The sequence below is a fragment of the Streptomyces sp. NPDC013455 genome (assembly GCF_040632975.1).
Classification (GTDB): Bacteria; Actinomycetota; Actinomycetes; order Streptomycetales; family Streptomycetaceae; genus Streptomyces.
On the sequence record NZ_JBEYCX010000002.1, the window covers coordinates 21841 to 46201 of the forward strand.

The 24361-nt window shown below is 72.2% G+C and carries 24 protein-coding genes and 1 pseudogene; 6 read left to right on the forward strand and 19 right to left on the reverse strand.

Features of this window, described 5'->3' with window-relative positions; all coding sequences use genetic code 11:
* The first annotated feature begins 8 nt into the window (after nucleotides 1–8).
* The gene (locus tag ABZ576_RS04165; RefSeq protein WP_360735582.1) at nucleotides 9–194 is read left to right on the forward strand and encodes a hypothetical protein; all 186 of its coding nucleotides are present in this window, start codon (nucleotides 9–11) and stop codon (nucleotides 192–194) included.
* 94 nt (nucleotides 195–288) lie between these two features.
* On the opposite strand, the gene ABZ576_RS04170 is transcribed toward ABZ576_RS04165, so the two are convergent.
* The 5 genes from ABZ576_RS04170 to mshD all read right to left on the reverse strand — a co-directional run bounded on the left by ABZ576_RS04170 (nucleotide 289) and on the right by mshD (nucleotide 5840).
* Nucleotides 289–720, reverse strand: coding sequence for an NUDIX hydrolase (locus ABZ576_RS04170; RefSeq protein ID WP_360735584.1), 432 nt, complete (start codon nucleotides 718–720; stop codon nucleotides 289–291).
* A gap of 18 nt (nucleotides 721–738) precedes the next feature.
* Nucleotides 739–1884, reverse strand: coding sequence for a CHAD domain-containing protein (locus tag ABZ576_RS04175; protein WP_360735586.1), 1146 nt, complete (start codon nucleotides 1882–1884; stop codon nucleotides 739–741).
* Nucleotides 1865–4225, reverse strand: a complete 2361-nt coding sequence (locus ABZ576_RS04180) for an RNA degradosome polyphosphate kinase (protein ID WP_360735588.1) — start codon at nucleotides 4223–4225, stop codon at nucleotides 1865–1867. The genes ABZ576_RS04175 and ABZ576_RS04180 overlap by 20 nt, the downstream gene beginning before the upstream one ends.
* A 209-nt stretch (nucleotides 4226–4434) precedes the next feature.
* Nucleotides 4435–4821, reverse strand: a complete 387-nt coding sequence (locus tag ABZ576_RS04185) for a GntR family transcriptional regulator (protein WP_360735590.1) — start codon at nucleotides 4819–4821, stop codon at nucleotides 4435–4437.
* 92 nt (nucleotides 4822–4913) lie between these two features.
* On the reverse strand, nucleotides 4914–5840 hold the full coding sequence (gene mshD / locus ABZ576_RS04190; RefSeq protein ID WP_360735592.1) for a mycothiol synthase: 927 nt from the start codon (nucleotides 5838–5840) through the stop codon (nucleotides 4914–4916).
* A 159-nt stretch (nucleotides 5841–5999) separates the two neighbouring features.
* On the opposite strand from mshD, the gene ABZ576_RS04195 reads away from it, so the two are divergent.
* On the forward strand, nucleotides 6000–7784 hold the full coding sequence (locus ABZ576_RS04195) for a bifunctional metallophosphatase/5'-nucleotidase (RefSeq protein ID WP_360735594.1): 1785 nt from the start codon (nucleotides 6000–6002) through the stop codon (nucleotides 7782–7784).
* A gap of 105 nt (nucleotides 7785–7889) precedes the next feature.
* Here the strand turns inward: ABZ576_RS04195 and ABZ576_RS04200 are convergent, their stop codons facing one another.
* Both ABZ576_RS04200 and ABZ576_RS04205 read right to left on the reverse strand, forming a co-directional pair.
* Nucleotides 7890–9944, reverse strand: a complete 2055-nt coding sequence (locus ABZ576_RS04200) for a pectinesterase family protein (protein WP_360735595.1) — start codon at nucleotides 9942–9944, stop codon at nucleotides 7890–7892.
* Nucleotides 9945–10027: 83 nt separating this feature from the next.
* The gene (locus ABZ576_RS04205) at nucleotides 10028–10894 is read right to left on the reverse strand and encodes an NmrA family NAD(P)-binding protein (protein ID WP_360735597.1); all 867 of its coding nucleotides are present in this window, start codon (nucleotides 10892–10894) and stop codon (nucleotides 10028–10030) included.
* 110 nt (nucleotides 10895–11004) lie between these two features.
* Here ABZ576_RS04205 and ABZ576_RS04210 point away from each other — a divergent pair, with 110 nt between their 5' ends.
* On the forward strand, nucleotides 11005–11484 hold the full coding sequence (locus ABZ576_RS04210; RefSeq protein WP_360735599.1) for a MarR family transcriptional regulator: 480 nt from the start codon (nucleotides 11005–11007) through the stop codon (nucleotides 11482–11484).
* Nucleotides 11485–11494: 10 nt separating this feature from the next.
* On the opposite strand, the gene ABZ576_RS04215 is transcribed toward ABZ576_RS04210, so the two are convergent.
* From ABZ576_RS04215 to ABZ576_RS04240, 6 genes are all read right to left on the reverse strand, one after another.
* Nucleotides 11495–13090 (reverse strand): HAMP domain-containing sensor histidine kinase, encoded by a 1596-nt coding sequence (locus ABZ576_RS04215; RefSeq protein WP_360735601.1) that lies wholly within the window; start codon nucleotides 13088–13090, stop codon nucleotides 11495–11497.
* Entirely contained in the window at nucleotides 13087–13821 is a 735-nt protein-coding gene (locus tag ABZ576_RS04220; protein WP_360735603.1) for a response regulator transcription factor, read from the reverse strand. The genes ABZ576_RS04215 and ABZ576_RS04220 overlap by 4 nt, the downstream gene beginning before the upstream one ends.
* 191 nt (nucleotides 13822–14012) lie before the next feature.
* On the reverse strand, nucleotides 14013–14246 hold the full coding sequence (locus tag ABZ576_RS04225; RefSeq protein ID WP_360735605.1) for a hypothetical protein: 234 nt from the start codon (nucleotides 14244–14246) through the stop codon (nucleotides 14013–14015).
* 49 nt (nucleotides 14247–14295) lie between these two features.
* A complete protein-coding gene (locus ABZ576_RS04230) occupies nucleotides 14296–15309 on the reverse strand; it encodes a trypsin-like peptidase domain-containing protein (RefSeq protein WP_360735607.1) in 1014 nt (337 codons plus the stop codon).
* Nucleotides 15310–15496: 187 nt separating this feature from the next.
* A complete protein-coding gene (locus ABZ576_RS04235; RefSeq protein WP_360735609.1) occupies nucleotides 15497–16519 on the reverse strand; it encodes a LacI family DNA-binding transcriptional regulator in 1023 nt (340 codons plus the stop codon).
* Nucleotides 16520–16616: 97 nt separating this feature from the next.
* The gene (locus ABZ576_RS04240) at nucleotides 16617–17396 is read right to left on the reverse strand and encodes a response regulator transcription factor (protein WP_360735611.1); all 780 of its coding nucleotides are present in this window, start codon (nucleotides 17394–17396) and stop codon (nucleotides 16617–16619) included.
* Between the two features lie 180 nt (nucleotides 17397–17576).
* On the opposite strand from ABZ576_RS04240, the gene ABZ576_RS04245 reads away from it, so the two are divergent.
* Genes ABZ576_RS04245 through ABZ576_RS04255 form a run of 3 tightly spaced genes read left to right on the forward strand, consistent with a single transcriptional unit; the run spans nucleotide 17577 to nucleotide 20095 of the window.
* Entirely contained in the window at nucleotides 17577–18437 is an 861-nt protein-coding gene (locus ABZ576_RS04245) for an alpha/beta fold hydrolase (protein ID WP_360735613.1), read from the forward strand.
* A 47-nt stretch (nucleotides 18438–18484) separates the two neighbouring features.
* Nucleotides 18485–18739, forward strand: a complete 255-nt coding sequence (locus ABZ576_RS04250; RefSeq protein WP_360735615.1) for a MoaD/ThiS family protein — start codon at nucleotides 18485–18487, stop codon at nucleotides 18737–18739.
* 3 nt (nucleotides 18740–18742) lie between these two features.
* On the forward strand, nucleotides 18743–20095 hold the full coding sequence (locus ABZ576_RS04255; protein ID WP_360735617.1) for a hypothetical protein: 1353 nt from the start codon (nucleotides 18743–18745) through the stop codon (nucleotides 20093–20095).
* Nucleotides 20096–20130: 35 nt separating this feature from the next.
* Here the strand turns inward: ABZ576_RS04255 and ABZ576_RS04260 are convergent, their stop codons facing one another.
* The 6 genes and pseudogenes from ABZ576_RS04260 to ABZ576_RS04285 all read right to left on the reverse strand — a co-directional run bounded on the left by ABZ576_RS04260 (nucleotide 20131) and on the right by ABZ576_RS04285 (nucleotide 24329).
* Nucleotides 20131–21327 (reverse strand): methyltransferase domain-containing protein, encoded by a 1197-nt coding sequence (locus ABZ576_RS04260; protein ID WP_360735619.1) that lies wholly within the window; start codon nucleotides 21325–21327, stop codon nucleotides 20131–20133.
* 255 nt (nucleotides 21328–21582) lie between these two features.
* Nucleotides 21583–22431 (reverse strand): helix-turn-helix transcriptional regulator, encoded by an 849-nt coding sequence (locus ABZ576_RS04265; protein ID WP_360735621.1) that lies wholly within the window; start codon nucleotides 22429–22431, stop codon nucleotides 21583–21585.
* Nucleotides 22367–22885, reverse strand: coding sequence for a DUF6879 family protein (locus tag ABZ576_RS04270; protein ID WP_360736621.1), 519 nt, complete (start codon nucleotides 22883–22885; stop codon nucleotides 22367–22369). Before ABZ576_RS04270 ends, ABZ576_RS04265 begins: the two co-directional genes overlap by 65 nt.
* A gap of 98 nt (nucleotides 22886–22983) precedes the next feature.
* Nucleotides 22984–23205 (reverse strand): annotated as a pseudogene (locus ABZ576_RS04275) (hypothetical protein); the annotation flags it as partial.
* A gap of 102 nt (nucleotides 23206–23307) precedes the next feature.
* On the reverse strand, nucleotides 23308–23505 hold the full coding sequence (locus tag ABZ576_RS04280; RefSeq protein WP_360735623.1) for a DUF397 domain-containing protein: 198 nt from the start codon (nucleotides 23503–23505) through the stop codon (nucleotides 23308–23310).
* Nucleotides 23487–24329, reverse strand: coding sequence for a helix-turn-helix transcriptional regulator (locus tag ABZ576_RS04285; protein WP_360735625.1), 843 nt, complete (start codon nucleotides 24327–24329; stop codon nucleotides 23487–23489). Before ABZ576_RS04285 ends, ABZ576_RS04280 begins: the two co-directional genes overlap by 19 nt.
* Nucleotides 24330–24361 lie beyond the last annotated feature (32 nt).

Below are 24361 nucleotides of genomic sequence, written 5' to 3' on the forward strand. Positions count from 1 at the left end.
TTGTCGGCGTGGCAGTCACCGCGGCACCGCAGGACGGACCGGAGCCCGCCCGGTCCGGGCAGGAACACCTCACGACGACGACGGAGCAGGGCCGCTTCTGTGTGGCCCGGTGCAGCTGCGGCTGGCGCGGCCCCGCCCGCCGGGCCCGCAGCCAGGCCCGCACGGACGCCGAGGGGCACGCGGCGGGCGTGTGAGGGCGTCGGGGGGGTCTCCCCGATCATCCCGGGCCCGCGGACGGGGGGCGGCCCGCTCGGCCGCCGTGCCCTCGTGTGCCGGCGGCCGGTCGGTTCAGCCGGGTCCGTGTCCTTCCGGGTGGCCGGAGGGGAGGCGCAGCGCGTCGACCAGGTCGCGGTCGCGGGGCTGGGTGAGGCGGGACCGGGCCGCGGCCGGGGGCAGCCACAGCACGCGGTCCACCTCGGCGTTCGGCGTGAAGTGACCGGAAACCGCCTGTGCCGCCCAGTACCGCACCCGCTTGGGGCGGCCCGCCACCGCGTAGTCCACCGTCGGCAGCTCGCCGCCCGGTTCGGCCGTGTACCCGGTCTCCTCGGCGACCTCGCGCAGCGCGCCGGCGAGCGGGTCCTCACCCCGCTTGAGCTTGCCCTTGGGATGCGACCAGTCGTCGTACTTCGGCCGGTGCACCAGGCAGATCTCCAGGCCTCCGGAGGCCGGTGAGCGGCGCCACAGCACGCAGCCGGCCGCCTGGACCACGGGCTCGCTCACACCGCCTCCTCACCGGGCTCAGGGCGCGCTGACGGTCTGCTTCTGCCACGCCTGCTGGAACGCGAACCGGGCCGCCTCCACCTCGTGCCGCTGGTCGGCGTGGAGCACGCCGAGCGCGTACGCGGTCGCCGGGGTGATCCGGGGGGTACGGGCCGCCTGCGCCGCCGCCGCTGCCGCCTCCGAGGCGTCCCGGTGCCGGTTCAGCGCCTGGCCCGCGCCCAGCAGCCGTACGTCCGGCTGTCCGTCGCCGTGCAGCACCTCGCGGGCGTACCGGTACAGGCGCAGCAGCAGGCGGACCTGGTGCCAGGGGCCGTCCTGCGGGTGCGGGGACGGATCCGGGGACAGACCGTGGACCAGGGCCTCCGCGTTGTAGGGGTGGCCGGCGGTGACCAGGGGGAGCGCGGCGACCGCGTCCGTGAGGCGTTCCTCCGCCGCGGCGGCGAGGGGGCGCAGGTCGCAGGAGGCGCCGGCGGCGACGAGCGGGACCTCGCTGGCCAGGACGGCGACCTTGTCGGCGACGGCGTGGAAGCGGGAGGAGCCGAGGGCCTGGAGCGCGGTGGAGTGGGCCCGTGTCCGGGCCAGGGTCAGCTGGCGTTCGAGCAGGGCGCCCGCTTTCGCCGCGCCCACGGTCAGGTTGCCGCGGTCCCCGGCGGCGGGGCCGCCGGCGTGGTCGAGGACCGCTTTCACGGGGACGGTGGCACGGCCGCCCGCGACCGGGTCGGAGACCCCGACGGCCGCGGCGGCCACGGCCTGGGCCGGGAACACCGCCGCCCCCGACAGCCTGTGCAGGGCCAGCAGCAGCCGTTCCAGCCGGGCCTCGTACGCGTGCTCCAGGCCCAGCGTGCCCGACAGCCAGGCGAGTTCGGGGCGCATCTCCTCGGACCAGTCGGGGTCCAGGAGGGAGCGGAAGGTGTGCAGGCTGCCGCTGATGCGGCGGGCCGCGCGGCGCAGCGCGCGGGCCGCGTCGACGGACTCCTGCGTGCCGCCGTTGCGCGCGCTCGCGTGGCCGCGCGCGGCGGCACCCGCGCCGTTGCCGCCGGTCTCCCGGTGCAGGCGCAGCGCGCGGAGGAACTCCGTGGCCTGGGCGCGCAGGTAGCCCGCGAGGGCGTCCCCGGTCGTCGCCCCGGCCGCGGGGTTCGTCGGGTCAAGGTGTTGCTGTGCCACGCCGGCGCCTCCGGGCGTCTATGAGCATCTCCTGGACGTTGCGCAGTGGTTGGCCGTCCGTGTCGGTCGCGTGCCGGGTCCACTCGCCGTCCGGGCCGAGGTGCCAGGAGGCGGTGCCGTCGGACATGCCGGTGTCCAGCAGCCGGTTGAGGGCTGCGCGGTGGCCGGGGTCGACGACCCGGACCAGGGCCTCTATCCGGCGGTCGAGGTTGCGGTGCATCATGTCGGCGCTGCCGATCCACACCTCGGGCTCGCCGCCGTTGCCGAAGGCGAACACCCGGGAGTGTTCCAGGAAGCGGCCGAGTATCGAGCGGACCCGTATGTTCTCCGAGAGGCCGGTGACGCCCGGGCGGACGGCGCAGATGCCCCGCACCCAGATGTCGACCGGCACGCCCGCCTGGGACGCCCGGTAGAGCGCGTCGATGACCGCCTCGTCGACCATCGAGTTGACCTTGATGCGGACGAAGGCCGGGCGGCCCGCGCGGTGGTGCTGGATCTCCTTGTCCACCCGCGCGACCAGACCGTCCCGCAGCGACTTGGGGGCGACAAGGAGCCGGCGGTAGGTCTCGCGGCGCGAGTAGCCGGACAGCCGGTTGAAGAGGTCGGAGAGGTCCGCGCCTACCTGCGGGTCGGCGGTGAGCAGGCCGAGGTCCTCGTACAGCCGGGCCGTCTTCGGGTGGTAGTTGCCGGTGCCGACGTGGCTGTAGCGGCGCAGGGTCTCGCCCTCCTGGCGGACCACCAGGGACAGCTTGCAGTGCGTCTTCAGACCGACCAGGCCGTAGACGACGTGGCAGCCGGCCTCCTCCAGCTTGCGCGCCCACTTGATGTTGGCGTGCTCGTCGAAGCGGGCCTTGATCTCGACCAGGACGAGGACCTGCTTGCCGGACTCGGCGGCGTCGATGAGCGCGTCGACGATGGGCGAGTCGCCGGAGGTGCGGTACAGCGTCTGCTTGATGGCGAGGACGTCCGGGTCGGCCGCCGCCTGCTCCAGGAACGCCTGCACGGAGGTGGAGAAGCTGTCGTAGGGGTGGTGCAGGAGCACGTCCCGGGCGCGCAGGGCCGCGAAGATGTCGGGCGCGGACGCGGACTCGACCTCGGCGAGGTCGCGGTGGGTGCCGGCGATGAACTTGGGGTACTTCAGCTCCGGCCGGTCGAGGCCGTGGATGCGGAACAGACCGGTGAGGTCGAGCGGCCCGGGCAGCGGGTAGACCTCGGCCTCGGAGATCTTCAGCTCGCGGACCAGCAGGTCCAGCACCTCGCGGTCGATGGACTCCTCGACCTCCAGGCGCACCGGCGGGCCGAAGCGGCGCCGCATCAGCTCTTTCTCCAGGGCCTTGAGGAGGTTCTCGGCGTCGTCCTCCTCGACCTCCAGGTCCTCGTTGCGGGTGATCCGGAAGGCGTGGTGCTCCAGGATCTCCATGCCGGGGAAGAGCTCTTCCAGGTGGTTGGGGGCGGCGATGACGTCCTCGATGGGGACGTAGCGGCCCGGTGACGCCTCCAGGAAGCGGGACAGCAGCGGCGGCACCTTCACGCGCGCGAAGTGCTTGTGGCCGCTGACCGGGTTGCGCACGACGACGGCCAGGTTCAGGGAGAGGCCGGAGATGTACGGGAAGGGGTGCGCGGGGTCGACGGCCAGCGGGGTGAGGACCGGGAAGATCTGGTGCCGGAAGAGCGTGAAGAGGCGGGCCTGCTCCTTGTCGGTCAGCTCCGTCCAGCGGACCAGGTGGATGCCCTCCTCGGCGAGCGCGGGGGCGACGTCCTCGTGGTAGCAGGCGGCGTGCCTGGCCATCAGCTCGCGGGAGCGGGCCCAGATCATCTCCAGCACCTCGCGCGGCTGGAGGCCGGAGGCGGAGCGGGTGGCGACGCCGGTGGCGATGCGGCGCTTGAGGCCGGCGACCCGGACCATGAAGAACTCGTCCAGGTTGCTGGCGAAGATCGCCAGGAAGTTCGCGCGTTCGAGCAGGGGCGTGTTCGGGTCCTCGGCCAGTTCCAGGACACGCTCGTTGAAGGCGAGCCAGCTGCGCTCACGGTCGAGGAAGCGGCCCTGGGGCAGGGGGGTGCCCTCGGCCGGGGACTCCTCGTACGCGTCGAGGTCCGCGTCGATGTCGGGTGCCAGACCGGAGACCGCGGCGGCCACGGCACGCTGCCGGTGCGCGGCGATGGAGCCCACGGAGGGCTGCGGGTGCTGTACCTCTGCCTGGGTGTCTTGCTGACTCATGAACCCATTCTTCCGCGCAACGGGTGACACAAGCGCGTCGGAACGTGCGGGCGGGAGCGTCACGGCCCCGTTCCCCGCTTGCCCCTCGGGGGGCGGCGAAGGCTCTGGCACGGCGGGCTTCATTGGCCGAGCGTCGCAAGCCAGGCTGAATCAATGGTTACGGCGACATGACGTGTGGGATAGCGCGGAGCGGCCCGAAGGGGCTCGCGGGCGCGGAAAACACCGGTCCGGTGCGTCTCTCCCCCCCGTGGGGGACGCACCGGACCGGTGTGCCCCGGCGGTCACGCGGTGGCCGCCGGGGTCACGTGGCGGCTCCGGCGCCGTGTCGCCGCTCAGGTCGGATCCCTCTGGAAGTGCTGGTCGAGTACGGCGGTGAAGAGCGCGGCCACGTCGTCCCGCTCCAGGCCGGCGGCGCGGGCGCGGTCCGCCCACGCCTCCAGCTCCGCGCGCAGCGGGGAGTGGGCGGGGGCGGATCCCAGGGACCGCCGGACGAAGGTGCCGAGCCCGCGCCGCGCCTCCACCAGCCCCTCGCGCTCCAGCTCGCGGTACGCCTTCAGGACGGTGTTGGGGTTGACGGCGGTGGCCGCCACGACCTCGCGTGCCGTGGGCAGCCGGTCCCCCGGCTCCAGCAGGCCCAGCCGGAGGGCCTGCTTGGTCTGCTGGACGATCTGCACGTAGGTGGCCACGCCGCTGCGCCGGTCGATGCGGTACTCGACCATCGGTACAAACACCCTTTCACTCATTGAGTAGTGAAAGGGTGGTGTTGAAGAGGGGCGGTCGTCAAGGCGACCGCCCCCGGTGCGGTGGAATATCAGGTTTCGGCGCGGTACATCAGGTCCGTCTCGTGGACCGTGAAGCCCAGCCGCTCGTACACCGACACCGCCGCCTTGTTGTCGGCGTCGACGTAGAGCATCGCGGTCGGCAGCTGCTGGGCGGCGAGATGGCGCAGCCCGATCGTGGTCAGCGCCTTGCCGAGCCCGCCGCCCTGCTCGCCGGGCCGCACCCCGAGGACGTACACCTCGCCGAGCCCCTCCTCGGCGTGCACCTTGGTCCAGTGGAAGCCGATCAGCTCCCCGCGCCGCTCGGCGAGGAAGAACCCGGCCGGGTCGAACCACGGCTGGTCCTTGCGGTCGTCCAGGTCCCGCTGGGTCAGCGAGCCCTGTTCCGGGTGGTGGGCGAAGGCCGCCGCGTTCACCGCGAGCCAGGCCGCGTCGTCCTTGCCGGGCACGAAGGCGCGCACGCTCACGCCCTCCGGCAGCACCGGCTCGGGCAGCTCCAGACCGGTCAACGGGCGCCGCATCTGGCGCAGTTCGCGGAACAGGGTCAGGCCGAGCACCTGCGCCAGGTGGCGGGCGGCGGGGTGCCCGCCGTGCGCCCACACCCGCAGCCGCTTGCCGGAGGCGGCGAGCAGGGCCGAGCCGAGCGCCCGGCCGTGTCCGTGCCCGCGGTGCGCGGGATGCACGACCAGTTCGGCGGCCGGTGCCTCCACCGGGTCGGTGTCCTCCAGCTGGGCGTAGCCCACGAGTTCGCCGTCGACGGTCAGCAGCAGATGCGAGACCCCCTCGCGGGTGCCCCCGCGCAGCTGGAGCCGGCCCTGCTCGGACACCGGCTGCTGGCCGTCGACCGCGGCGGCCTCGCCGAGCAGGCCCAGTACGGCCTCGGCCCGGTCCGGGGTGAGCGCGGAAGTGGTCTCGATGGAGCGGGCGGGGAAGCCCCGTACGGTGTCGTCGCTGCTCATGCGTACGAGGGTACGGGGCGGCCGGGGCGAAACGCCGGTACACCGGCCGGAAGGCACCGGCAAAGGGAAACCAGGATGTGACCCGGAACCCCCTGCCGCGCTACGCGCGTTGACCTTAGGCTGCGCCGAGCCACCACAGCCGACCCACAGGGGAGTCCCATGCCAGCCGCGCCCCGGCGCACCAGACGTCGTACCCAGGCACTTCTCGCGAGCGCCGCCGGTCTCGCCGCGGCGGCGGCGCTGACCGCCGCCCTCCCGGCGGACGCCCGGGAGAGCCACTACGACGCGGGCCGCTACCAGGACGTCCAGCTGCTGTCCTTCAACGACCTGCACGGCAACCTGGAGCCCCCGTCGGGCTCTTCCGGCCGGGTCGGCGAACTCCAGCCGGACGGTACGACGAAGACGATCGACGCGGGCGGCGTCGAGTACCTCGCCACCCACCTGCGCCAGGCCCGCACGGGCCACCCGTACTCGATCACCGCGGCCGGCGGCGACATGGTCGGCGCCTCCCCGCTGCTGTCGGGCCTGTTCCACGACGAGCCCACCATCGAGGCGCTCAACGGCCTGGACCTGGACGTCACCTCGGTCGGCAACCACGAGTTCGACGAGGGCGTGCGGGAACTGGCCCGCCTCCAGAACGGCGGCTGCCACCCGACGGACGGCTGCTACACGGACGACGGATTCGCGGGGGCGGACTTCCCCTACCTGGCCGCGAACGTCCGTGACGAGAAGACGGACGAGCCGATCCTCGACCCGTACTGGGTCTGGAAGAAGAACGGCGTCAGGATCGGCTTCATCGGCGTCACGCTGGAGGGCACCCCGGGCATCGTCTCCGCCGACGGCGTCAAGGGCCTCTCCTTCAAGGACGAGGCCGAGACGATCAACAGGTACGCCAAGGTGCTCCAGCGCCAGGGCGTGCAGTCGATCGTGGCCCTGGTCCACGAGGGCGGCTTCCCGGCCTCCGGCTCCTACAACTACGACTGCGACTCCCCGGGCGCCGGCAGCGGCATCTCCGGCCCGATCGTGGACATCGCCAAGAACGTCACGCCCGCCGTGGACGCCCTGGTCACCGGCCACACCCACGCCGCGTACGTGTGCACCGTCCCGGACCCGTCCGGCCGGCCCCGCATGGTCACCTCGGCGGCCTCCTTCGGCCGGCTGTACACCGACACCACGCTGACGTACGACCGGTACACCGGCGACATCGTGCGTACGGCGGTGAAGTCCGCGAACCACGTCGTCACCCGGGACGTCCAGAAGGCGCCGGACATGACGGACCTGATCGCCCGGTGGAACACCCTGGCCGCCCCGATCGGCAACCGCGCCATCGGCTACATCTCCGCCGACATCGGCAACACCGGCACCGAGTCCCCGATGGGCGACCTGATCGCCGACGCCCAGCTCGCCCACGGCCGTGAGCTGGACCCGAGGACCAGCCTGGCCCTGATGAACCCGGGCGGGGTGCGGGCCGGCCTGACCTACGCGGCCAAGGGCGCCGAGGGCGACGGCGTGGTCACCTACGCCGAGGGCTTCACGGTCCAGCCGTTCGCCAACACGGTGAACCTCCAGGACTTCACCGGCACCCAGCTGATCCAGGTGCTCAAGGAGCAGGTGAGCGGCGCGAACGCGGCGGCCCCGAAGATCCTCCAGCCGTCCGCCGGGCTCACCTACACGCTGGACCTCACCAAGTCGGGAGCGGACCGCGTGGTCACCGACTCCATCCGGCTGAACGGCGCCCCGATCGACCCGGCGGCCACCTACCGCGTGGCCACCAACAGCTTCCTCGCGGGCGGCGGCGACGGCTTCCCGACGCTGGGCCAGGGCACGGGTGACCTGGTCGGTTCGGACGACCTCAGCGCCCTGGAGAAGTACCTGACGGCGAACTCGTCGGCCACGGACCCGATCGTCCCGCCGAAGGCCGACCGCATCACCGTCGTGGGCTGAGCACCGCTGCGGGGTCCGCTCGGCGTACCCCGCGTCGCGGCCGGCAGGAGGCGGCGGACGTCGGCGACGAGCGCCGGGTCCGCCGCCTTCGGCGTCCGGTGCGGCTCAGGAGGCCGAGGGCGTCCAGCCCGCCAGCCAGTCCGCGATCTCCTGGTCCGCGGCCTGGGCGTCGGTCAGCTGGGGCCGGTCGGCACCGGCCGTGCCCGAGCCCGCGCCGGTGTTCCTGTACTCGGCGAAGCGGTCGTCCTTCCAGGAGAAGCCGCTCATGTCGGTCCAGGGAGCGGTCCTGATCGCCGCGCTGAGGGCGGTGTTGCGGACGGTGGTCTGCGGGTCGAGGGTGGCGTCACCGCCCGCGTGCCAGGGCCGGCCCAGGTAGAAGGTGCGGTCGGAGACGTCGCCGGTGACCGTCGAGTTGGCGATCAGGATGCCCTTGCGGCCGGCCGCGGTGCTGGGGGCGGTGACATAGCCGGCGGAGCTGCCGTTCCACCGCTTCTTCAGGGTGATGACCGTCTTGTCGAGCACGGCGGTGGCCCGGCCGAAGACGAAGTCGACGTTGCCGGTGACGTAGGAGTTGGTCATGTAGACCCGGCCGAGCCGGTCCTTGGCGGCGGTGTCGAGGAGCAGCGTGTCCTGGTCGCCGCTGACGATGACCCCGTCCAGGAACACCTTGTCGGCGGCCGTGCGCAGGGCGACCGCCTGCTGGGCGATGTCCTGGTGGGCGCCCTCGTCGAAATCGTTGGAGATGCTGAGGTTGCGGGCCTGGAAGTCGTCGGCCTCCACCGCGACGGTCGCGCTGCCGCCGGTGCCGTACGTACCCGACCCGTCGGGCTTCTGCGTGCCCGCCGCGTTGCCGAAGACGATGAGGGTGTCCTTGCGGCTGGAGCCGGTGCCCTGGATGGTGACGTGCGGCTTGTTCGCCGGGACCTTCACGGTCTCCCGGTAGGTGCCGGGCCGCACGGCGATGACGACCCGGGAGGGGTTGTCCGCGGGCACGGCGTTCACGGCGGCCTGCACGGTCGTGTACTGCCCCGAGCCGTCCTTGGCGACGGTGAGGGTGGTGGCGGCGGCCTGGGCCGTGGTGGCGGCCGTCGTACCGAGGGAACCGCGCGGACCGGCCCCGGACTTGACGAGTGACGGCACGTCGGCGGCCTTGTCGAGGGTGTAGCCGTAGAAGCTTCTGGGGTCCCAGGCGGGCCCGGAGCCCCCGCTCTCGTTGCGGCCGCTGGTGCCGGAGAAGACGTTGCCGCGCTGGACCAGGGTGGCGGTGCCGTCCTTGATCACCGGGTTGGCCAGGCCCTGGAAGTAGGAGTTCTCCAGCAGCATGCTGGTGTTGCCGCGGGCGTAGTTGCCGTACGAGGACGTGATCGTCGTGCCCGGCTCGTCCTGGAGGTAGTTGTTGTACAGGTGCGCGTGGGCGACGTTGTCCGTGGACGGGTTGCGCTGCTCGGTCTCGCGGATCCAGTTGTGGTGGACGGTGATGTCGGCGGTGGTGTTCTCCGTCCAGCCGATGCCGAACGCCTTGTTCTCCTGGCCGAGCCGGTTCCAGGAGACGGTCAGGTAGGTGGTGTCCTTGCGGCTGTCGATGAGGCCGTCGGCCATGTGCCGGATGTCGTTGTGGTCGATCCAGACGTGGTGGGCGCCGTCCATCTGGATGCCGTCGTAGTCGTGCTCCTTGTCGTTCCACACGCCCTGGTACGCGTCCCGGATGGTGAGGTTCCGGATGATCACGTTGTGGACGCCGGGGCCGAGGAAGAAGCCGCCGCCGACGATCTGGCCTGAGGTGCCGGAGCCGATGATGGTCTTGTCCGACCGGACCTCGATCTCCTTGCCGACCGGGGCCATCGTGATCGCGGCGGCCACCACGATGATGTACGGCTTCTCGGCGGTGGCGTACTTCTCCAGGTCGGCGAGCGTCTTCACGGTGACGATCTCGCCGCCGCGCCCGCCGTAGGTGCCGTTCTGCCCGAGGGCATTCACCGAGGCGAAGCCGTCGGCGGTGGCGGTGGCCCAGGCCGGTACGGCGGTGGCGGCGGAGGCCCGCGGCTGGGCGCCGGGGGCGAGGAGGCCGTAGCCGAGGGTGCCGCCGGCGGCGAGCGCGAGCGGCAGCCCGAACGCGAGCGCGGTACGGCTCCTGCGGTGGCGGGGGGTGGGGCGGCTCATGGGCGACTCCAGTCGACGGTGCGGGTGGGGTGCTGCGCTCAAGTCGCCGCGGGGCGCGGGAAGGTTGCCGCCCCGCCCGGCCCTCACCGCGCCCGCGGCGCCTCCCACTCCCGGCCGCCCGCCCACTGCGCGAACGTCTGCCAGCCGACCTCGGGGTAGGCGCGGCGCAGACCGGGCACGTCGACGTCGAGACCGGTGTGGGAGAAGTAGGCGAACATCGCGGCCAGGTCGGCGGAGTGGGCGCGGACCCGGTCCAGGGGCAGCTGCTCGTGGACGACCGGGCGGCCCAGCGCGTGGGTGAGGGCCGCCGCGATCTGCGCGGGCGTGCACGCGTCGGAGGCGATGTCGACGCGGTGGCCCGCGAAGTCGTCCCGGCGCCCCAGGACCAGCGCCGCGAACGCGCCGATGTCGGCGGCCGGGATGAGCGTGAGCGGCCGGTCGGCCGGCATGGGCCAGGCGAAGACCCCGCCGTCCAGCCCTTCCCGGGTCCAGCCGCCGGTGTAGTTCTCCATGAACGCCGCCGGCGCGATCACCGTCCAGGGCAGGCCGGAGGCGCGCAGGTGCCGTTCCACCACCCACTTGCTCTCGTAGTGCGGGATGCCGGTGCCGCGGTCGGCGTGGGCGGCGGAGGTGAGGACGACATGGCCGAGCCGGGCTCCGGCGGCGGCGTCCACGAGGGCCGCGCCCTGCCGGACCTCGGTGTCGGTGTCGGTGCCGAACGGGGTGGTGACCGCGAACAGCGCGTCGGCGCCGGCCAGCGCGGCGTCGAGGGAAGGGCGGTCGTCGAAGTCGGCGTGCCGGACCTCGGCGCCCAGGGCGCGCAGGGCCGCGGCGGCGGGCGCGTCCGGTCGGCGGGTCAGGGCGCGGACGCGGTGGCCGGCGGCCAGCAGGGCGCGGGCGGTGGCCCCGCCCTGGGTGCCGGTGGCGCCGGTGACGGCAATGGTGAGCATGGGTGTCCCCCGGTGGAATAGCATTGCTGTGTGACGTATTAGCTGCGTCGCGCAGCAGAATACGGGAAGTTCGCTGCGTCGCGCAGCGATTATCGAGGGAAGGGTGTCCCGTGGCAGACCCGAGCCGTGCCCGGCTGTACGAGGAACTCGCCGTGGAGTCCCGCCGCTACCTGGCCGCCTACGTGCTGTTCAACCAGGCCGTCGCCGATCACCTCGGCATGCACCCCACCGACGTGCAGTGCCTCAGCCTGCTGACGGCCGAGCCGGAACCCGTCACCGTCAAGCAGGTCGCCGGGCTGACCGGCCTCACCACCGGCTCGGCCACCCGCCTCGTCGACCGCCTGGAACGCGGCGGCTACGTCACCCGCACCCCCGACCCGCAGGACCGCCGCCGGGTGCTGGTCACCCCGGTTGCCGAGCGCGTCGCCCGCGTCACCGCGCTGTGGGAGGAGCTGGGGGAGACCTGGGGGACCGTCTTCGAGGACCACACCGAGGACGAGCTGAGGACGATCACCCGGCACATGCGCCGCGCGAGCGACTTCAGCCACACCCAGATCCAGCGCGTACGCGCGATGCCGAAGCCGGACTGAGCCCGCGGCTTCAGCCGGCCGGCGTCTCGGGCGTCGTGCCCGCCGTCCCCGCCGTCCCCGCCGTCCCCACTGTTCCCGCCGTCCCCGCGGTCGCCGCTGTCCCCGCTGTCCCCTCCGTGCCCGTTGTCCCCTCCGTGCCGGTTGTCTCCGTTGTCTCCGGCGGCGGTGTCGCCGCCCCCGGCAGCCGGACCGTCGCCACCGTGCCGCCGCCCTCCGCGCGGGCCAGCGCGACCTCGCCGCCCGCCTGCTGCACCGTACGGGCGACGATGGACAGGCCGAGGCCGGAGCCGGGCAGGGCGCGGGCGCTGGGGGAGCGCCAGAAACGGTCGAAGACGTGCGGGAGTTCGTCCTCCGGGATGCCGGGACCGTGGTCGCGGACCGTCAGGACCCCACCGCTCAGCCGCACCTCGATCGTGCCGCCCTCGGGGCTGAACTTCACCGCGTTGTCCAGGACGTTGACGACCGCCCGCTCCAGCGCCGAGGGCTCCGCGCGGACGAACCACGGCTCCAGGTCCGCGGTGAGCGACAGCTCCGGACCACGCAGCCGCGCCCGGCGCAGGGCCGCCTCCACGGTGTCCTGGAAGGACACCACCTGGACACGCTCCCCGCGCTGCCCCTCGGAACGGGACAGCTCCTGCAAGTCGCCGATCAGCGACGCCAGTTCGGTCATCTGCGCCTTCACCGAGCCGAGCAGCGCCTTGCGGTCCTCCGGCGGGATCGGCCGGCCCGTCTCCTCGCTGCGGGTCAGCAGCTCGATGTTGGTGCGCAGTGACGTCAGGGGCGTACGCAGCTCGTGGCCGGCGTCCGCGATCAGCTGCTGCTGGAGGTCGCGGGAGCTGGCCAGGGAGGCGGTCATCGAATTGAACGACCGCGAGAGCCGGGCGATCTCGTCCTCGCTGTCGTCCTCCACCGGGATCCGGACGGCCAGGTCCTCGGTGCGGGCCACGTGCTCCACGGCCTCGGTGAGCTTGTCCACGGGACGCAAGCCCGCACGGGCGACGGCGAGCCCCGCCGCGCCCGCGCCGAGGACTCCCACACCGGAGACCAGGAGCAGGATCAGCGCCAGGTCCTTCAGGGTCTTGTCCGTGTTCTCCAGCGGAACGGCGGTCATCCAGGCGGCACCGGCGTACACGTGCGGCCCGTCGTTGGTGATGACCACGAGCGGCATGGTGAGCACCCGGACGGCATTGCCCTCGGTGTCCGTGCCGTTGCGCAGGATGCCGCCCTCGCTGCTGTCCCGGCCCACCACCGCCACATCCGCCGACGTGGTCCGCAGCACGCCCGCGGAACCCGCCGACACGCACGCCGTGCCGTCCGGCTTGATCAGCTGCGAGTAGGCGGTGTCATGGGCGCGCAGGCTGTTGTAGGTGGAGTCCGCCGGCTTGCGCGGGCAGGTGGTCAGCAGGTCGAACACCGCCCCGGACGGCACCGCGCGCGGCGACGAGTTCTGCAGGTCCTTGTCGACCAGGGCGTACAGCTTCCGTTCCACGATGAACCAGCTCGTCACCGAGACCGCCGCCACCGCGAACGCCACCGCGGCCGCCACCAGCACGGCGAGGCGGGCCCGGATCGGCAGCGCCCGGTACCGGCGCCCCAGCCGCCTCACTCGGCGCCGCCCTGCCGCAGGACGTACCCCACACCGCGCACGGTGTGCACCAGGCGCGGCTCGCCGCCGGCCTCGGTCTTGCGGCGCAGGTACATCACGTACACGTCGAGGGAGTTCGAGGACGGCTCGAAGTCGAAGCCCCACACCGCCTTGAGGATCTGCTCACGGGTGAGCACCTGGCGCGGGTGCGCCATGAACATCTCCAGCAGGGTGAACTCCGTGCGGGTCAGCCCGACCTGCCGGCCGCCGCGGGTGACCTCCCGGGTCGCGAGGTCCATCCGCAGGTCGCCGAAGGTGAGCGCCTCGTCCTGCTGGGCCTCGGCGGACACCGCCGCCGCATACGAGCTGCGGCGCAGCAGGGCGCGGATGCGGGCGAAGAGCTCGTCCAGTTCGAAGGGCTTGACGAGGTAGTCGTCGGCTCCCGCGTCCAGGCCGGTGACCCGGTCGCCGACCGTGTCGCGGGCGGTGAGCATCAGGATCGGGGTGGTGTCGCCCGCGCCCCGGATCCGGCGGGCCGCCGTCAGGCCGTCCATGCGCGGCATCTGGATGTCGAGCACGACCAGGTCGGGCCGGTAGGCCGCCGCCTTCTCCAGGGCGTCCGCGCCGTCGACGGCGACCTCGGTGTCGTACCCCTCGAAGACGAGGCTGCGCTGGAGCGCCTCGCGTACGGCCGGCTCGTCGTCGACGATCAGGATGCGCTGGGGGTCACGGTCGCCTTCGGCGGGGCTCATGGCTCGCGGTTCCTCGGGGTGCGGTGGGTCGGATGCTGGGGGTGCCTCTCAGCGTGCCACGTCCCGCGGGCCGGCGAACGACGCGCCGTCTCGCGGGCCGAGGGCGACGCGCCGTCCCGCGGGCCGGTGACGGACCGCGGGACGACGGGCGGGCAGGGCCGGCGGGGGACACCCGGACCGGTCGGGGCCGGTCAGGCCCGGACCGCGGTCAGGCGGTGCAGCGGCACCTTGCGGCGGTGCGGGCGGGCGGCGGAGGTGCGCAGGCCCATCAGCTGGGGCACCGGCGTCACGGCCGGCGTCACGGCCGCCACCTCCGGGGCGCGGGGCGCCGGGATCGGCACGTGCAGCTGGGCGGCGATGGACAGGGCCAGGGTGATGCCGGCCGGGCCGCGCTCGGCCATGTGGTGGGGGACGTGCTTGATCATGACCTGCTCCTTGCTGTGTGTCGCGCGGGGACGCGCGCGCTGGGTGTCGCTAGCTGTCGGAGCCCGCCCGGAGTGTGGCCAGGTCGGACTTGACGGTGTCGACGGGGATGGCGAAGCCGAGGCCGATGCTGCCCGCGTCGGAGGACGAGGAGGATTGCGCGGCCGACGAGTACATCGCGGAGTTGATGCCGATGATCCGGCCGTTCGCGTCGATCAGCGCGCCGCCGGAGTTGCCCGGGTTCAGGGACGCGTCGGTCTGGATGGCCTTGTACGTGGTCGTGGAGGAACCGGTGTCGCCGTTGAACTCGCGGCCGCCGAACTGGAACGGCCACTGTCCGTCGCCGCCCTGGCCCTGGCCCTGGTTCTCGTCGGTGGAGACGGTGACGTCCCGGTTCAGGGCGGAGACGATGCCGCTGGTGACCGTGCCGGTCAGGCCCTCCGGGGAGCCGATCGCGACGACCGTGTCGCCGACCTGGACGCCGCTGGAGTCACCGAGCTCCGCCGCCTTCAGCCCGGAGGCGCCCTCCAGCTTGATCAGCGCGAGGTCCTTGGAGCTGTCGGTGCCGACCAGCCGGGCGGTGTGGGTGCCGCCGTCGCTGGTGCGCACCTTGATCGAGGTGGCGCCGGAGACGACGTGGTTGTTGGTGACGATCTCGCCGTCGGAGGTGATGATCACGCCGGAGCCGGTGGAGGACCCGCCCGGGAGCGTCGCGCTGATCTCGACCACGCTCGGGGCGACCGCGGCGGCGATCGCGGCGACGTCGCCCTTCTTGCCGGAGGGCACCACGGTGGTGCTGCTGCCGGCGGTGGCGACCGTGGCCTTGCCGGTCAGCTCCTGGAAGGCGTAGGCGGTGCCGCCGCCGACCGCGGCCGCGACGATCGCGACCGCCGCGAGCAGGGCCACCGGACCCCGGGTCCGCTGCTTCTTGTGCGGAGCGGGTTCCGGAGCGGGTTCCACGGCCTGCGGAGCGGCCGGCCGGTACGCCGGCGGGGGCGGCCACTCGGGGCTCACGGGGGCTGAGTAGGGGTGCGGCTGCTCGTAGGTGCCCTGGCTCTCGGTCATGACAGAAGAGTCCCCCGCGACCATGAGAGCTTCCTGAGTGTGCGCTGAGAAGCCCGGCAGAACCTCGTTTGCCCGATATAAAGACGCGCACGGAAGCGCCCGCAGGGGGCGCGGGGAACCGGGCGACCAGTCACCCACCGGGCGCGGGACGGCGCGGCGGCCGAACCGGACGGCCGGCCCGGCGGGGCTACACGCAGCCGCAGCTCGTGCGCACCACCAGCCGGGACGGGAACGTCTTCAGCCGCTCGCGCCGGGAGCCGGCGATCCGCAGGCCGTCGTCCAGCACCAGATCGACCGCCGCCCGGGCCATCGCCGAGCGGTCGGAGGCGACCGTGGTCAGCGGCGGGTCGGCGAGCGCGGCCTCCTTGATGTCGTCGAAACCGGCCACCGCCAGCTGCCCGGGCACGTCGATGCGCAGCTCGCGCGCGGCCCGCAGCAGGCCGATCGCCTGGTCGTCGGTGGAGCAGAAGATCGCCGGGGGCCGGTCGGGCCCGGACAGCACCTGCAGGGCCACGCGGTAGGCGTCGTAGCGGTTGTACGGCGCCTCGAACAGCCGGCCCTCGGTGGACAGGCCCGCCTCGGACATGGCCCGCTTCCAGCCCTCGACGTGGTCCGAGACCGGGTCGCCGACGGCCGGCGTCTGGGCCGTGCCGCCCATGCAGGCGACGTACTCGTAGCCGTGCTCCAGCAGGTGGCGCACGGCGAGCTGGGCGCCGCCCAGGTCGTCCGTCACCACGGCCACGTCGTCGATGGCCTCGGGGCGCTCGTGCAGCAGCACCACCCGGGCGTCCCAGGCGTCGATCTCGGCCGCCGCGAGGTCGTTCAGCGCGTGGGACACCAGGATCAGGCCCGAAACGCGCATGCCGAGGAACGCGCGCAGATAGTGGACCTCGCGCTCGCCGATGTAGTCGGTGTTGCCGACCAGGACCATCTTCCCGCGCTCGGAGGCGGCCTGTTCGACCGCGTGCGCCATCTCGCCGAAGAACGGCTGGCGGGCGTCCGGGATGATCAGGCCTATCAGGTCGGTGCGCCGGGAGGCCATCGCCTGGGCGACCCGGTCCGGCCGGTACCCCAGTTCCTTGATCGCGGCGAGTACACGCTCGCGCGTGGCCGGGGCGACCGGCCGGGGTCCGTTGTTGATGACATAACTGACGACGGCGGTGGAGGTACCAGCCAGCCGTGCCACGTCATCCCGAGTCACCTTGGCCACGCGCGGAGTCTACGCGGATGGACCCACTCTGGGCAGGGCGTATCACATGGCGGCCGGGCGACCGCTCCGCCCGGCCCGGGTGCCGCCGCCGCGCCGGCTACGCCTCGGCGTGGACCTCGGCACCGCCCAGCACCCCGGAAGCGTCCGCATCTTCCGGCTTTGCCCGGCCGCCCTTGGCCTTGGTGTCCTCGGCGGACCGGTCGGCCTTCTCGGGCGTAACGAATCGATAACCGACGTTCCGGACGGTTCCGATCAGCGACTCGTGCTCGGGGCCGAGCTTGGCGCGCAGCCGCCGTACGTGCACGTCGACCGTCCGGGTGCCGCCGAAGTAGTCGTAGCCCCACACCTCCTGGAGCAGCTGGGCGCGGGTGAAGACCCGGCCCGGGTGCTGCGCGAGGTATTTGAGCAGCTCGAACTCCTTGAAGGTCAGGTCAAGCACCCGCCCCTTGAGCTTCGCGCTGTAGGTCGCCTCGTCCACGGAGAGATCGCCGTTGCGGATCTCCATCGGCGAGTCGTCGTTGACGATCTGCTGCCGGCCCATGGCGAGCCGCAGCCGCGCCTCCACCTCCGCGGGCCCGGCGGTGTCGAGCAGCACGTCGTCGATGCCCCAGTCCGCGGTGACGGCGGCGAGGCCGCCCTCGGTGACCACGAGGATCAGCGGACAGCCGGGGCCGGTGGAGCGGAGCAGCTGGCACAGGCTGCGCACCTGGGGCAGGTCGCGCCGGCCGTCGACGAGGATGACGTCGGCGCCCGGGGTGTCGACGAGGGCGGGCCCCTCCGCCGGGGCCACCCGCACGTTGTGCAGGAGCAGGCCGAGGGCCGGGAGCACCTCCGTCGACGGCTGGAGGGCGTTGGTCAGGAGCAGCAGAGAACTCATACGTCTGGTTCCTCCTCGGTCCCTGCGAGGACGTGTGGCGGCGGCACTGCCCTGCGATCCCGAAGGCCCCGTACACCGGCGGTCACCTGGGGTTTCCCGCTTCGTATACAACGCTTCCGAAAGCACAAAAGGACCCGGGGGCTACGCTGCCCGAGTCCTCTGCCCAGCAGAATAGCCCACATGAGCAACCGTCCGGCAGGTCATGTGGCACGTTCCACCGTTCGTCCGAATTCCGAGACAGGCAAGCGGGGGCCTATCCGGACGTTTCTGTACACGGCCGACGGAATTCCGGTCGATTCCGTATACGATCCGGGCGCCGTCGTATACAAAGCATTTCCGCGGTCGCCGGACGCCTCTTCTTCGTCCGCACGTGACCTGGTGTTCGTGATCGCGCACGGCTTCACCGGGGACGTGGACCGGCCGCACGTACGAAGGGTGGCCGGCGTCCTGCGCGCTTACGGCGCGGTCGTCACCTTCTCCTTCCGCGGCCACGGACGCTCGGGCGGCCGCTCCACCGTCGGCGACAAGGAGGTGCTGGACCTCGCCGCCGCCGTCGAGTGGGCCCGCGGCTTCGGGCACGCGCGCGTGGCGACCGTCGGCTTCTCCATGGGCGGCTCGGTCGTCCTGCGGCACGCGGCCCTGCACCCCGGCTCGGTCGACGCGGTGGTCTCGGTGAGCGCGCCGGCCCGCTGGTACTACCGGGGCACGGCCCCCATGCGCCGCCTGCACTGGCTCGTCACCCGTCCCGAGGGCCGGCTGGTGAGCCGCTACGGCCTGCGTACCCGCATCCACCACCGCGACTGGGACCCGGTGCCGCTGTCGCCGGTGGAGGCCGTGTCCCGGGTGGCCCCGACCCCCCTCCTCATCGTCCACGGCGACCGCGACGGCTACTTCCCGCTCGACCACCCCCGGATGCTCGCCGCGGCCGCCGGCGACCACGCCGAACTCTGGGTCGAGGCGGGCATGGGCCACGCGGAGCACGCGGCGGACGACGCCCTGGTGGCCCGGATCGGGGACTGGGCGGTGTCGGCGGCGGGCTAGCCTGACACCACACAGTCTTTAGTCCCTGCCGTCGATTGAGGAACCAGATGCCCAAGGTCACGGTGCGCTACTGGGCCGCCGCGAAGGCCGCGGCCCAGGTCGCCGAGGAGCCGTACGAGGCGGACACGCTGGCCGGCGCGCTGGCCGCCGTGCGCGCGCGCCACCCCGGCGAACTCACGCGCGTGCTCCAGCGATGCTCCTTCCTCGTCGACGGCGACCCCGTCGGGACCCGCGCGCATGAGACGGTACGGCTGGCCGAGGGCGGCACGGTCGAGGTGCTCCCGCCGTTCGCAGGAGGGTGAGCGATGTCCGACCAGCCGTACCAGGGCGGCCCGTACGAGGGCTACGACCCCCACCAGCAGCACGGATGGCCTGGGCACGAGGAGTACGCCCAGCAGCCCGCGCAGGACCCGCACCTCACCCAGCAGTGGCAGGGCCACACCTGGGAGACGCAGACGCACGCGCCGGTACAGGCGGCGGAGACGGCGTACCTGCCCCGGCAGGAACAGCAGCCGGACCATAGGCAGCAGGGGTACCAGCAGCAGCCCGGGTACCGGCAGCAGGGGCAGTACCAGCAGGCGCAGTACCAGCAGGGGCAGCAGTACCAGCAGGGGCAGCAGGGGCAGCAGGCGCAGTACCAGCAGTACGAGCAGCAGGGGCACCCCGAGCAGCACGGGCAGTACCAGCGACCCCAGCAGTTCGCGGACCCGTACGCACCCGCGCCCGGCGCCTACGCGCCGGCCCCCGAGGCGTACGCGCCCGACTCCGCACCCGCCCCCCGGCCCGGCCCCGCACCGGCGGCAGCCGCGTCCGCTCCCGGTACGGCTCCCGAATCCGCTTCCGCCACGGCTCCCGGAGCCGACCCGGACTACGGCCCCGCCACCCTCGGCGGCAACGCGCGGATCACGGACGCCCAGCGGGCCCGCCTGGAGGGGCGGTCCCCGATCATCGAGCCCGGCATGCAGCCCGCGGCGCTCACCGCGGTGCTGGGCCTGCTGCTCGCCGCGGCGGCGCCCGTCGCCTCGTACGCCCTGGTCGTGCCGCTGGTGCTGCTCCAGGCGGTCACGGCCGCGGGCTGGTTCCGGCTGAACGGCATGTGGCCGGCCCGGCAGGGCATCGCGCTGGCCTTCGCCGGGGCGCTGACGGCCGATGTCGCCGTCCTCGCGGCCGGCCGTGACCACTCCCTGATCGCCATCCTCGGCTCCCTCGGCCTCTGGGTCCTGCTGTCCCTCGTCCTCCAGCTGCGTTCCCACGCCTCGCCGGACGAGCGGATGTACGGCCTGATGGCGACGGTCGCCTCGGCGGCGCTCGCGGTGCTGGCCACGGGCTTCCTGGCCGCCGACCCGCACGCGGTGTCGGTGGGCGCGGCGGCCGTGGCGGTGGCCGTCCTGGCCCGCGCCCTGCCCCTGCCGACCCCGGCGTCGGTCGTGGTCTCCCTGCTGGCCGCGGCGGGCGCGGGCATCGCCGTGGGCGGCATGACGGACTTCGGCGCCAAGGGCTCCGCCCTGGGGGCGGCGGCGGGCGTCTGCGCGCTGATCGGCCACCGGGTGGCGAGCTACGACTACCCGTCCCGCTTCGTCCACTTCACCGCGGGCGTGGCACTCCCGCTGTCCGCGGCGGCGCCCGTGGTGTGGGTGGTGGGACGGGCGCTGGGGTAAGCGCCGCAGGACGTCGCCGTCGAGACACGGCCCGTCTATGCGGAGTGCTGGACGGGCCAGCGCTCGTTCGCCGGGTCGTCCAGCCAGGCGTGCTGCTGTCCGTCCGGGTCGACCGCCAGCCCGAACCGGGTCACGTCCGGCGACCCCCGCTCCTTCCACCACCGGTAAGCGCCGGCCACCTCGTCCCAGAGCCGCCGGGGCCCGGACTGCCAGACGGAGGCGTGCCGCTCCCCGTCCCGGAACATCACGCATGCCCAGGACGTGTCCGTCAGGCCGTAAAACCACACCGGCCGGGCGCCGGCGCGCTTGTCCGCGACGGCCTGGCGGCAATGGGGCACCCGGAGGCCGAGGACGAACGGCAGGTCCGTGAACGGCCCTGTCACGAACTCCTCCTCGGTGAGCGGTGTGGTGCTCCGCTCGGCGTCCTCCAGGGGGCCCGCCCGCAGATAGCCGGCGTGGTCGACGGCGGGACCCCGTTGCGCGCGGAGCTTCATGAACTCCACGCACCGGGTGAAGGACCCCACGGCCGCTTCCCCCTCCACCTCCAGACGGACCATGGCGTCCCCGTTCCCGTAGGCGGTCCCCCAGGGCGCGAGGATCACACCCCCGGGCCGCAGCTGCCTGATCCACGCCGGCGGCACCCGGCGGATCCCGACGGTCGCCAGGACCCGGTCGTACGGAGCCGAGTCGGCGTGCCCCTCGAACCCGTCGCCGACGACCACCTCCGGATACAGACCCAGCCCGCACAGCCGCTCACGCGCCGCCGCGGAAACCGTCCCGTCCACCTCGACGGTCGTCACATTCCCGGACCCCAGCCGGTGCGCCAGCACGCCGGCCGTCTCCCCGGTGCCCGTCCCCACGTCCAGCACGCGCATACCCTCCGCCACGTCCAGGTCGCGGAGCAGGGCGTAGACCACGGACGGCATGGACGAGGAACTGGTGGACAGCCGCCCCGGCCCCGGCCCCCGATGCGCACCGTCGTCCCACTGGGTGACGATCGGAACGTCGCTGTCGACGGCGGCGTACCAGCCCTCCGGATCCTCCCGCCGGTCGACGGCGACAGCGGCACGACGCTCCATGTCGTACGGCCACATCAGCTCCGGCAGGAAGGCGGCCCGGTCGACGGCCGCGAACGTCGGCGCCCAGTCCGAGGACAGCACACCGGATTTCAGAAGGACCCGCCCCAGCGCTTCGCGGCCGGGGCGGTCCGTACGCAGGACGTCAGAGATCACTTGCGGTGCTTCCCGTCCCCCTCAGGGCTGGACCCGTCCGGACTCGGCGGCTCCTGCGGCGGCGTCCAGGGCTGACCGGGCACGTCGTCGTCTCCGTCCCCAGGGGCGGCACACAGGTGGATGCTCACCTTCATGGCGTTCTCTCCTTCACTCCGGTCGGTGCCGGATGAGTGGCTCTCGGTAGTTGCCTCGACCGGTTACGTTAGGGACGGCAGGTGCCGAACTCCCAGCGGATTGCACGAGGTTGCACGGCAATCACCTGAGCCGCTCCTTGGCGTCCTTGATCAGAGTGCGAGCCTTGGCGCCGTAGACGGCAAGCTGTGACAGCTCCGCGAATGTATCGGCGTACATGGCCACTTCGCTGGGCTGCGTGATCGTGAGATAGCCGGAGACCAACTCCACATTGACCTGTGCGGCGTCGTAGATCCAGAACCCTTCGACCGGCCAGCGTTCCCTGTCCGGTCGCATGGGCACGACCCCCAAGCTGACATTGGGGCGTGAGGCTACTGCGATGAGGTGCTCAAGCTGCCCGAGCATCACCTCAGGGCCGCCGATTCCGGAACGGATCACCGATTCCTCGACGAGGAAGGCGAACTGCCGGTCACGTTCGGAGAGTACGCGCTGACGCTCCATGCGGGCAGCCACCGCGTCGGCCACGTCGTCCACGAGACCTCGCCGTCGCTGGATGGCTTGCAGCGCTGCCGTCGTGTAAGGCTGTGTCTGGATCATCCCGGGGACGAGCCATGAGGAGTACGACCGGAAACGGTGGGTCCGCCGGTAGAGGGGCATGCGGGCTTCCTGTGCCCTTTTCAGCCCGGCCCGCTCCATGCGCCGCCAGGTCACCCACATGCCCTCGGCCGTCTGCAGCGAAGCGATCAGGTCCGCTGTCTGCTCCTCGGCTCCACACGCCTGGCACCACGCCCGGATGTCGTCGGCGGAGGGTGGAGTACGGGCGTTCATGATCCGCGAGGACTTGGACCGGCTCCACCCGCAACGCTCGGCCAGTTCGGCCCCGGTCAGACCGGCATCCCGGCAGAGATCAGTGAGGCGGGATGCGAGAGCCTGCCGGGCTTGTTGGGCATGGGATGACGGAGAAACGGCCATGGTGCGTGACCTCAGGCGGGTTGGTACTCCGCGTGGGGGAATCGCGTTCCCACGCTGCTTCACAGGCCTTTACGTACTGTGCGACCAGTGCCGGGTCGTGGCAAACCTCCATGCGTGGTCTGGTCCACTGACCCTCGCCGCTGAAGTGATGAAGAATGACTGTCTCTTCGTCCAGGACCCACCCGTCCGACGCGGGCCAGAGGAGATCGGGTGCCCGGGAACGCGGCAGCCAACGCATGTCTTCACCGGCTTCGACGTTCGTGAGCGTGCCGTCGTACTCCCGGACGTAGTCGCTCAGCGGCTCGGAGAGCACGCGCAGACGGCGCGTGACCACACCCTGGCCCGTTACCTCGGCCACCAGGCCCACCCACGGTCGCCACCACGAATCCCGATCGGCGAGATCGTACCGGTGCCTTTGCTGCCAACGGATGGCTCGGGGGCGTCGTGCAAGCAGCTGTCCCGCATCTCAAGGCGCATCGCTGAGCGCTGCGCCTTGGCGAGGGCTTCACGTACCGCTGTGGCCACCGTCATCGCCCGTGCCTTCCGACCGCGGACGAATTGGAGCATGTTGGCGGACAAGCGAATCACGGTTTCGGGCGTCGGAATCTCCGTCGAGTGGCCGGGCACCGATCCGACTTGCTGCGCCTCACGGATGGTCGCTTCATCAGCTTTCCAGGACTGAATGATCAGATCGCCCGTGGTGTCCTCCAGCCAGATCGTGGGTGACCCGTCGTCCGGGGTGTTCGGCCAGATCCCGAGGAACCTCAACGCCATCGCACGCTCCTCACGGAGTCGGTTCCGCAGATGCGCACGAGCCTCGCCATGAGCACGAACGGCGTCAAGAGTGCCATGCCGCCGGCGGTTTGGCGTTTGAGGCTACTTTGACTTGATCCCGTCCACGAAGGCCGCCCAGGCGCCCGCTCCGAAGACGAGGGCGCCGCGGGAGGGGGCCTTGCTGTCACGGACGGGGACGACGGCGGGGATGTCGTCGGCGACTTCGACGCAGGCGCCGCCGTCCGAGTTGCTGTAGCTGCTCTTGCGCCATGTTGCGTGGCTCAGGTCGATGGCTCGCATGGCACTTCCTCCAGCATTCGCAAGATGAATTTTTGCGACTCGGCCGGGTTCAGAACCAAATCGCGAATCGCATCATATCTGCGCTGCAAGCCCTCAACCTTGCTTGTCTCGCTGATCAGTTCCCCGCCCACGTCGCTCTCGACGTAGGCAACGGTACGACCGTCCGCCAGCCGCAAGAAGGTCACGGCGGTGTCCATCAGTCCGTGTAGACCAGTGCCGAACGGCAGTACGTAGAGGGTGATGTTCGGGCGCTCCGAGGCCTCGGCCAGATGCGCCAACTGATCCCGCCACTCGCCGGGGCAGCGCAGTGAGGCCCGGAGCACGCCCTCGGAAAGGAGGGCGCGGAACGGTGACGCGTCATCCCCTTCCAGCACCTGGCGACGGCCGATGCGCGCCTCCACCTGCCGCTCCAGCTCGTCACCCTTGATGCCACCTGCTGCAAGCAGCTCGCGCGCGTACTCCGGCGTTTGCAGCAAGCCGTGAAGCGTGCCGCCTCCGTAGTGCCACAGACTGATGGCCTCCGCCTCCAGCTCCATATAGCCGCGATACTGCTCCTTGAACTGCTTCGGGTCCGCGACGGCCAGCTCCCACAGGGTCACCAGCAGCCCCGGTGTCCCGTAGTACTGGTCCAGTGCCTGGACGACCTCTGGCCCGCCCAGCGTCTGGCCGTTCTCCATCTTGCTGAACAGGGATGGGTCCCAGCCCGCTGCCTTCGCGAGCGCCCTCAGGCTCAGGCCCCGCTCCGTCCTCAGCCGCCGTAACTCCTCCGCGTACCGCTTCCTGGGCTCGGGGCTGCGCTCCGTGATCGTCAGTCGCTGTGGCATCCCGCTCCTGTTGAATTTGTTGAACTTGGCGG

Coding starts and splice junctions, on each gene's coding strand:
- ABZ576_RS04180 (WP_360735588.1), bottom strand. CDS start 4,225: ATGAAGCCCGCCGTGCCAGAGCCTTCGCCGCCCCCCGAGGGGCAAGCG.
- ABZ576_RS04185 (WP_360735590.1), bottom strand. CDS start 4,821: ATGGTCGAGTACCGCATCGACCGGCGCAGCGGCGTGGCCACCTACGTG.
- mshD (WP_360735592.1), bottom strand. CDS start 5,840: ATGAGCAGCGACGACACCGTACGGGGCTTCCCCGCCCGCTCCATCGAG.
- ABZ576_RS04195 (WP_360735594.1), top strand. CDS start 6,000: ATGCCAGCCGCGCCCCGGCGCACCAGACGTCGTACCCAGGCACTTCTC.
- ABZ576_RS04200 (WP_360735595.1), bottom strand. CDS start 9,944: ATGAGCCGCCCCACCCCCCGCCACCGCAGGAGCCGTACCGCGCTCGCG.
- ABZ576_RS04205 (WP_360735597.1), bottom strand. CDS start 10,894: ATGCTCACCATTGCCGTCACCGGCGCCACCGGCACCCAGGGCGGGGCC.
- ABZ576_RS04220 (WP_360735603.1), bottom strand. CDS start 13,821: ATGAGCCCCGCCGAAGGCGACCGTGACCCCCAGCGCATCCTGATCGTC.
- ABZ576_RS04225 (WP_360735605.1), bottom strand. CDS start 14,246: ATGATCAAGCACGTCCCCCACCACATGGCCGAGCGCGGCCCGGCCGGC.
- ABZ576_RS04230 (WP_360735607.1), bottom strand. CDS start 15,309: ATGACCGAGAGCCAGGGCACCTACGAGCAGCCGCACCCCTACTCAGCC.
- ABZ576_RS04240 (WP_360735611.1), bottom strand. CDS start 17,396: ATGAGTTCTCTGCTGCTCCTGACCAACGCCCTCCAGCCGTCGACGGAG.
- ABZ576_RS04245 (WP_360735613.1), top strand. CDS start 17,577: ATGAGCAACCGTCCGGCAGGTCATGTGGCACGTTCCACCGTTCGTCCG.
- ABZ576_RS04250 (WP_360735615.1), top strand. CDS start 18,485: ATGCCCAAGGTCACGGTGCGCTACTGGGCCGCCGCGAAGGCCGCGGCC.
- ABZ576_RS04255 (WP_360735617.1), top strand. CDS start 18,743: ATGTCCGACCAGCCGTACCAGGGCGGCCCGTACGAGGGCTACGACCCC.
- ABZ576_RS04265 (WP_360735621.1), bottom strand. CDS start 22,431: ATGGCCGTTTCTCCGTCATCCCATGCCCAACAAGCCCGGCAGGCTCTC.
- ABZ576_RS04280 (WP_360735623.1), bottom strand. CDS start 23,505: ATGCGAGCCATCGACCTGAGCCACGCAACATGGCGCAAGAGCAGCTAC.
- ABZ576_RS04285 (WP_360735625.1), bottom strand. CDS start 24,329: ATGCCACAGCGACTGACGATCACGGAGCGCAGCCCCGAGCCCAGGAAG.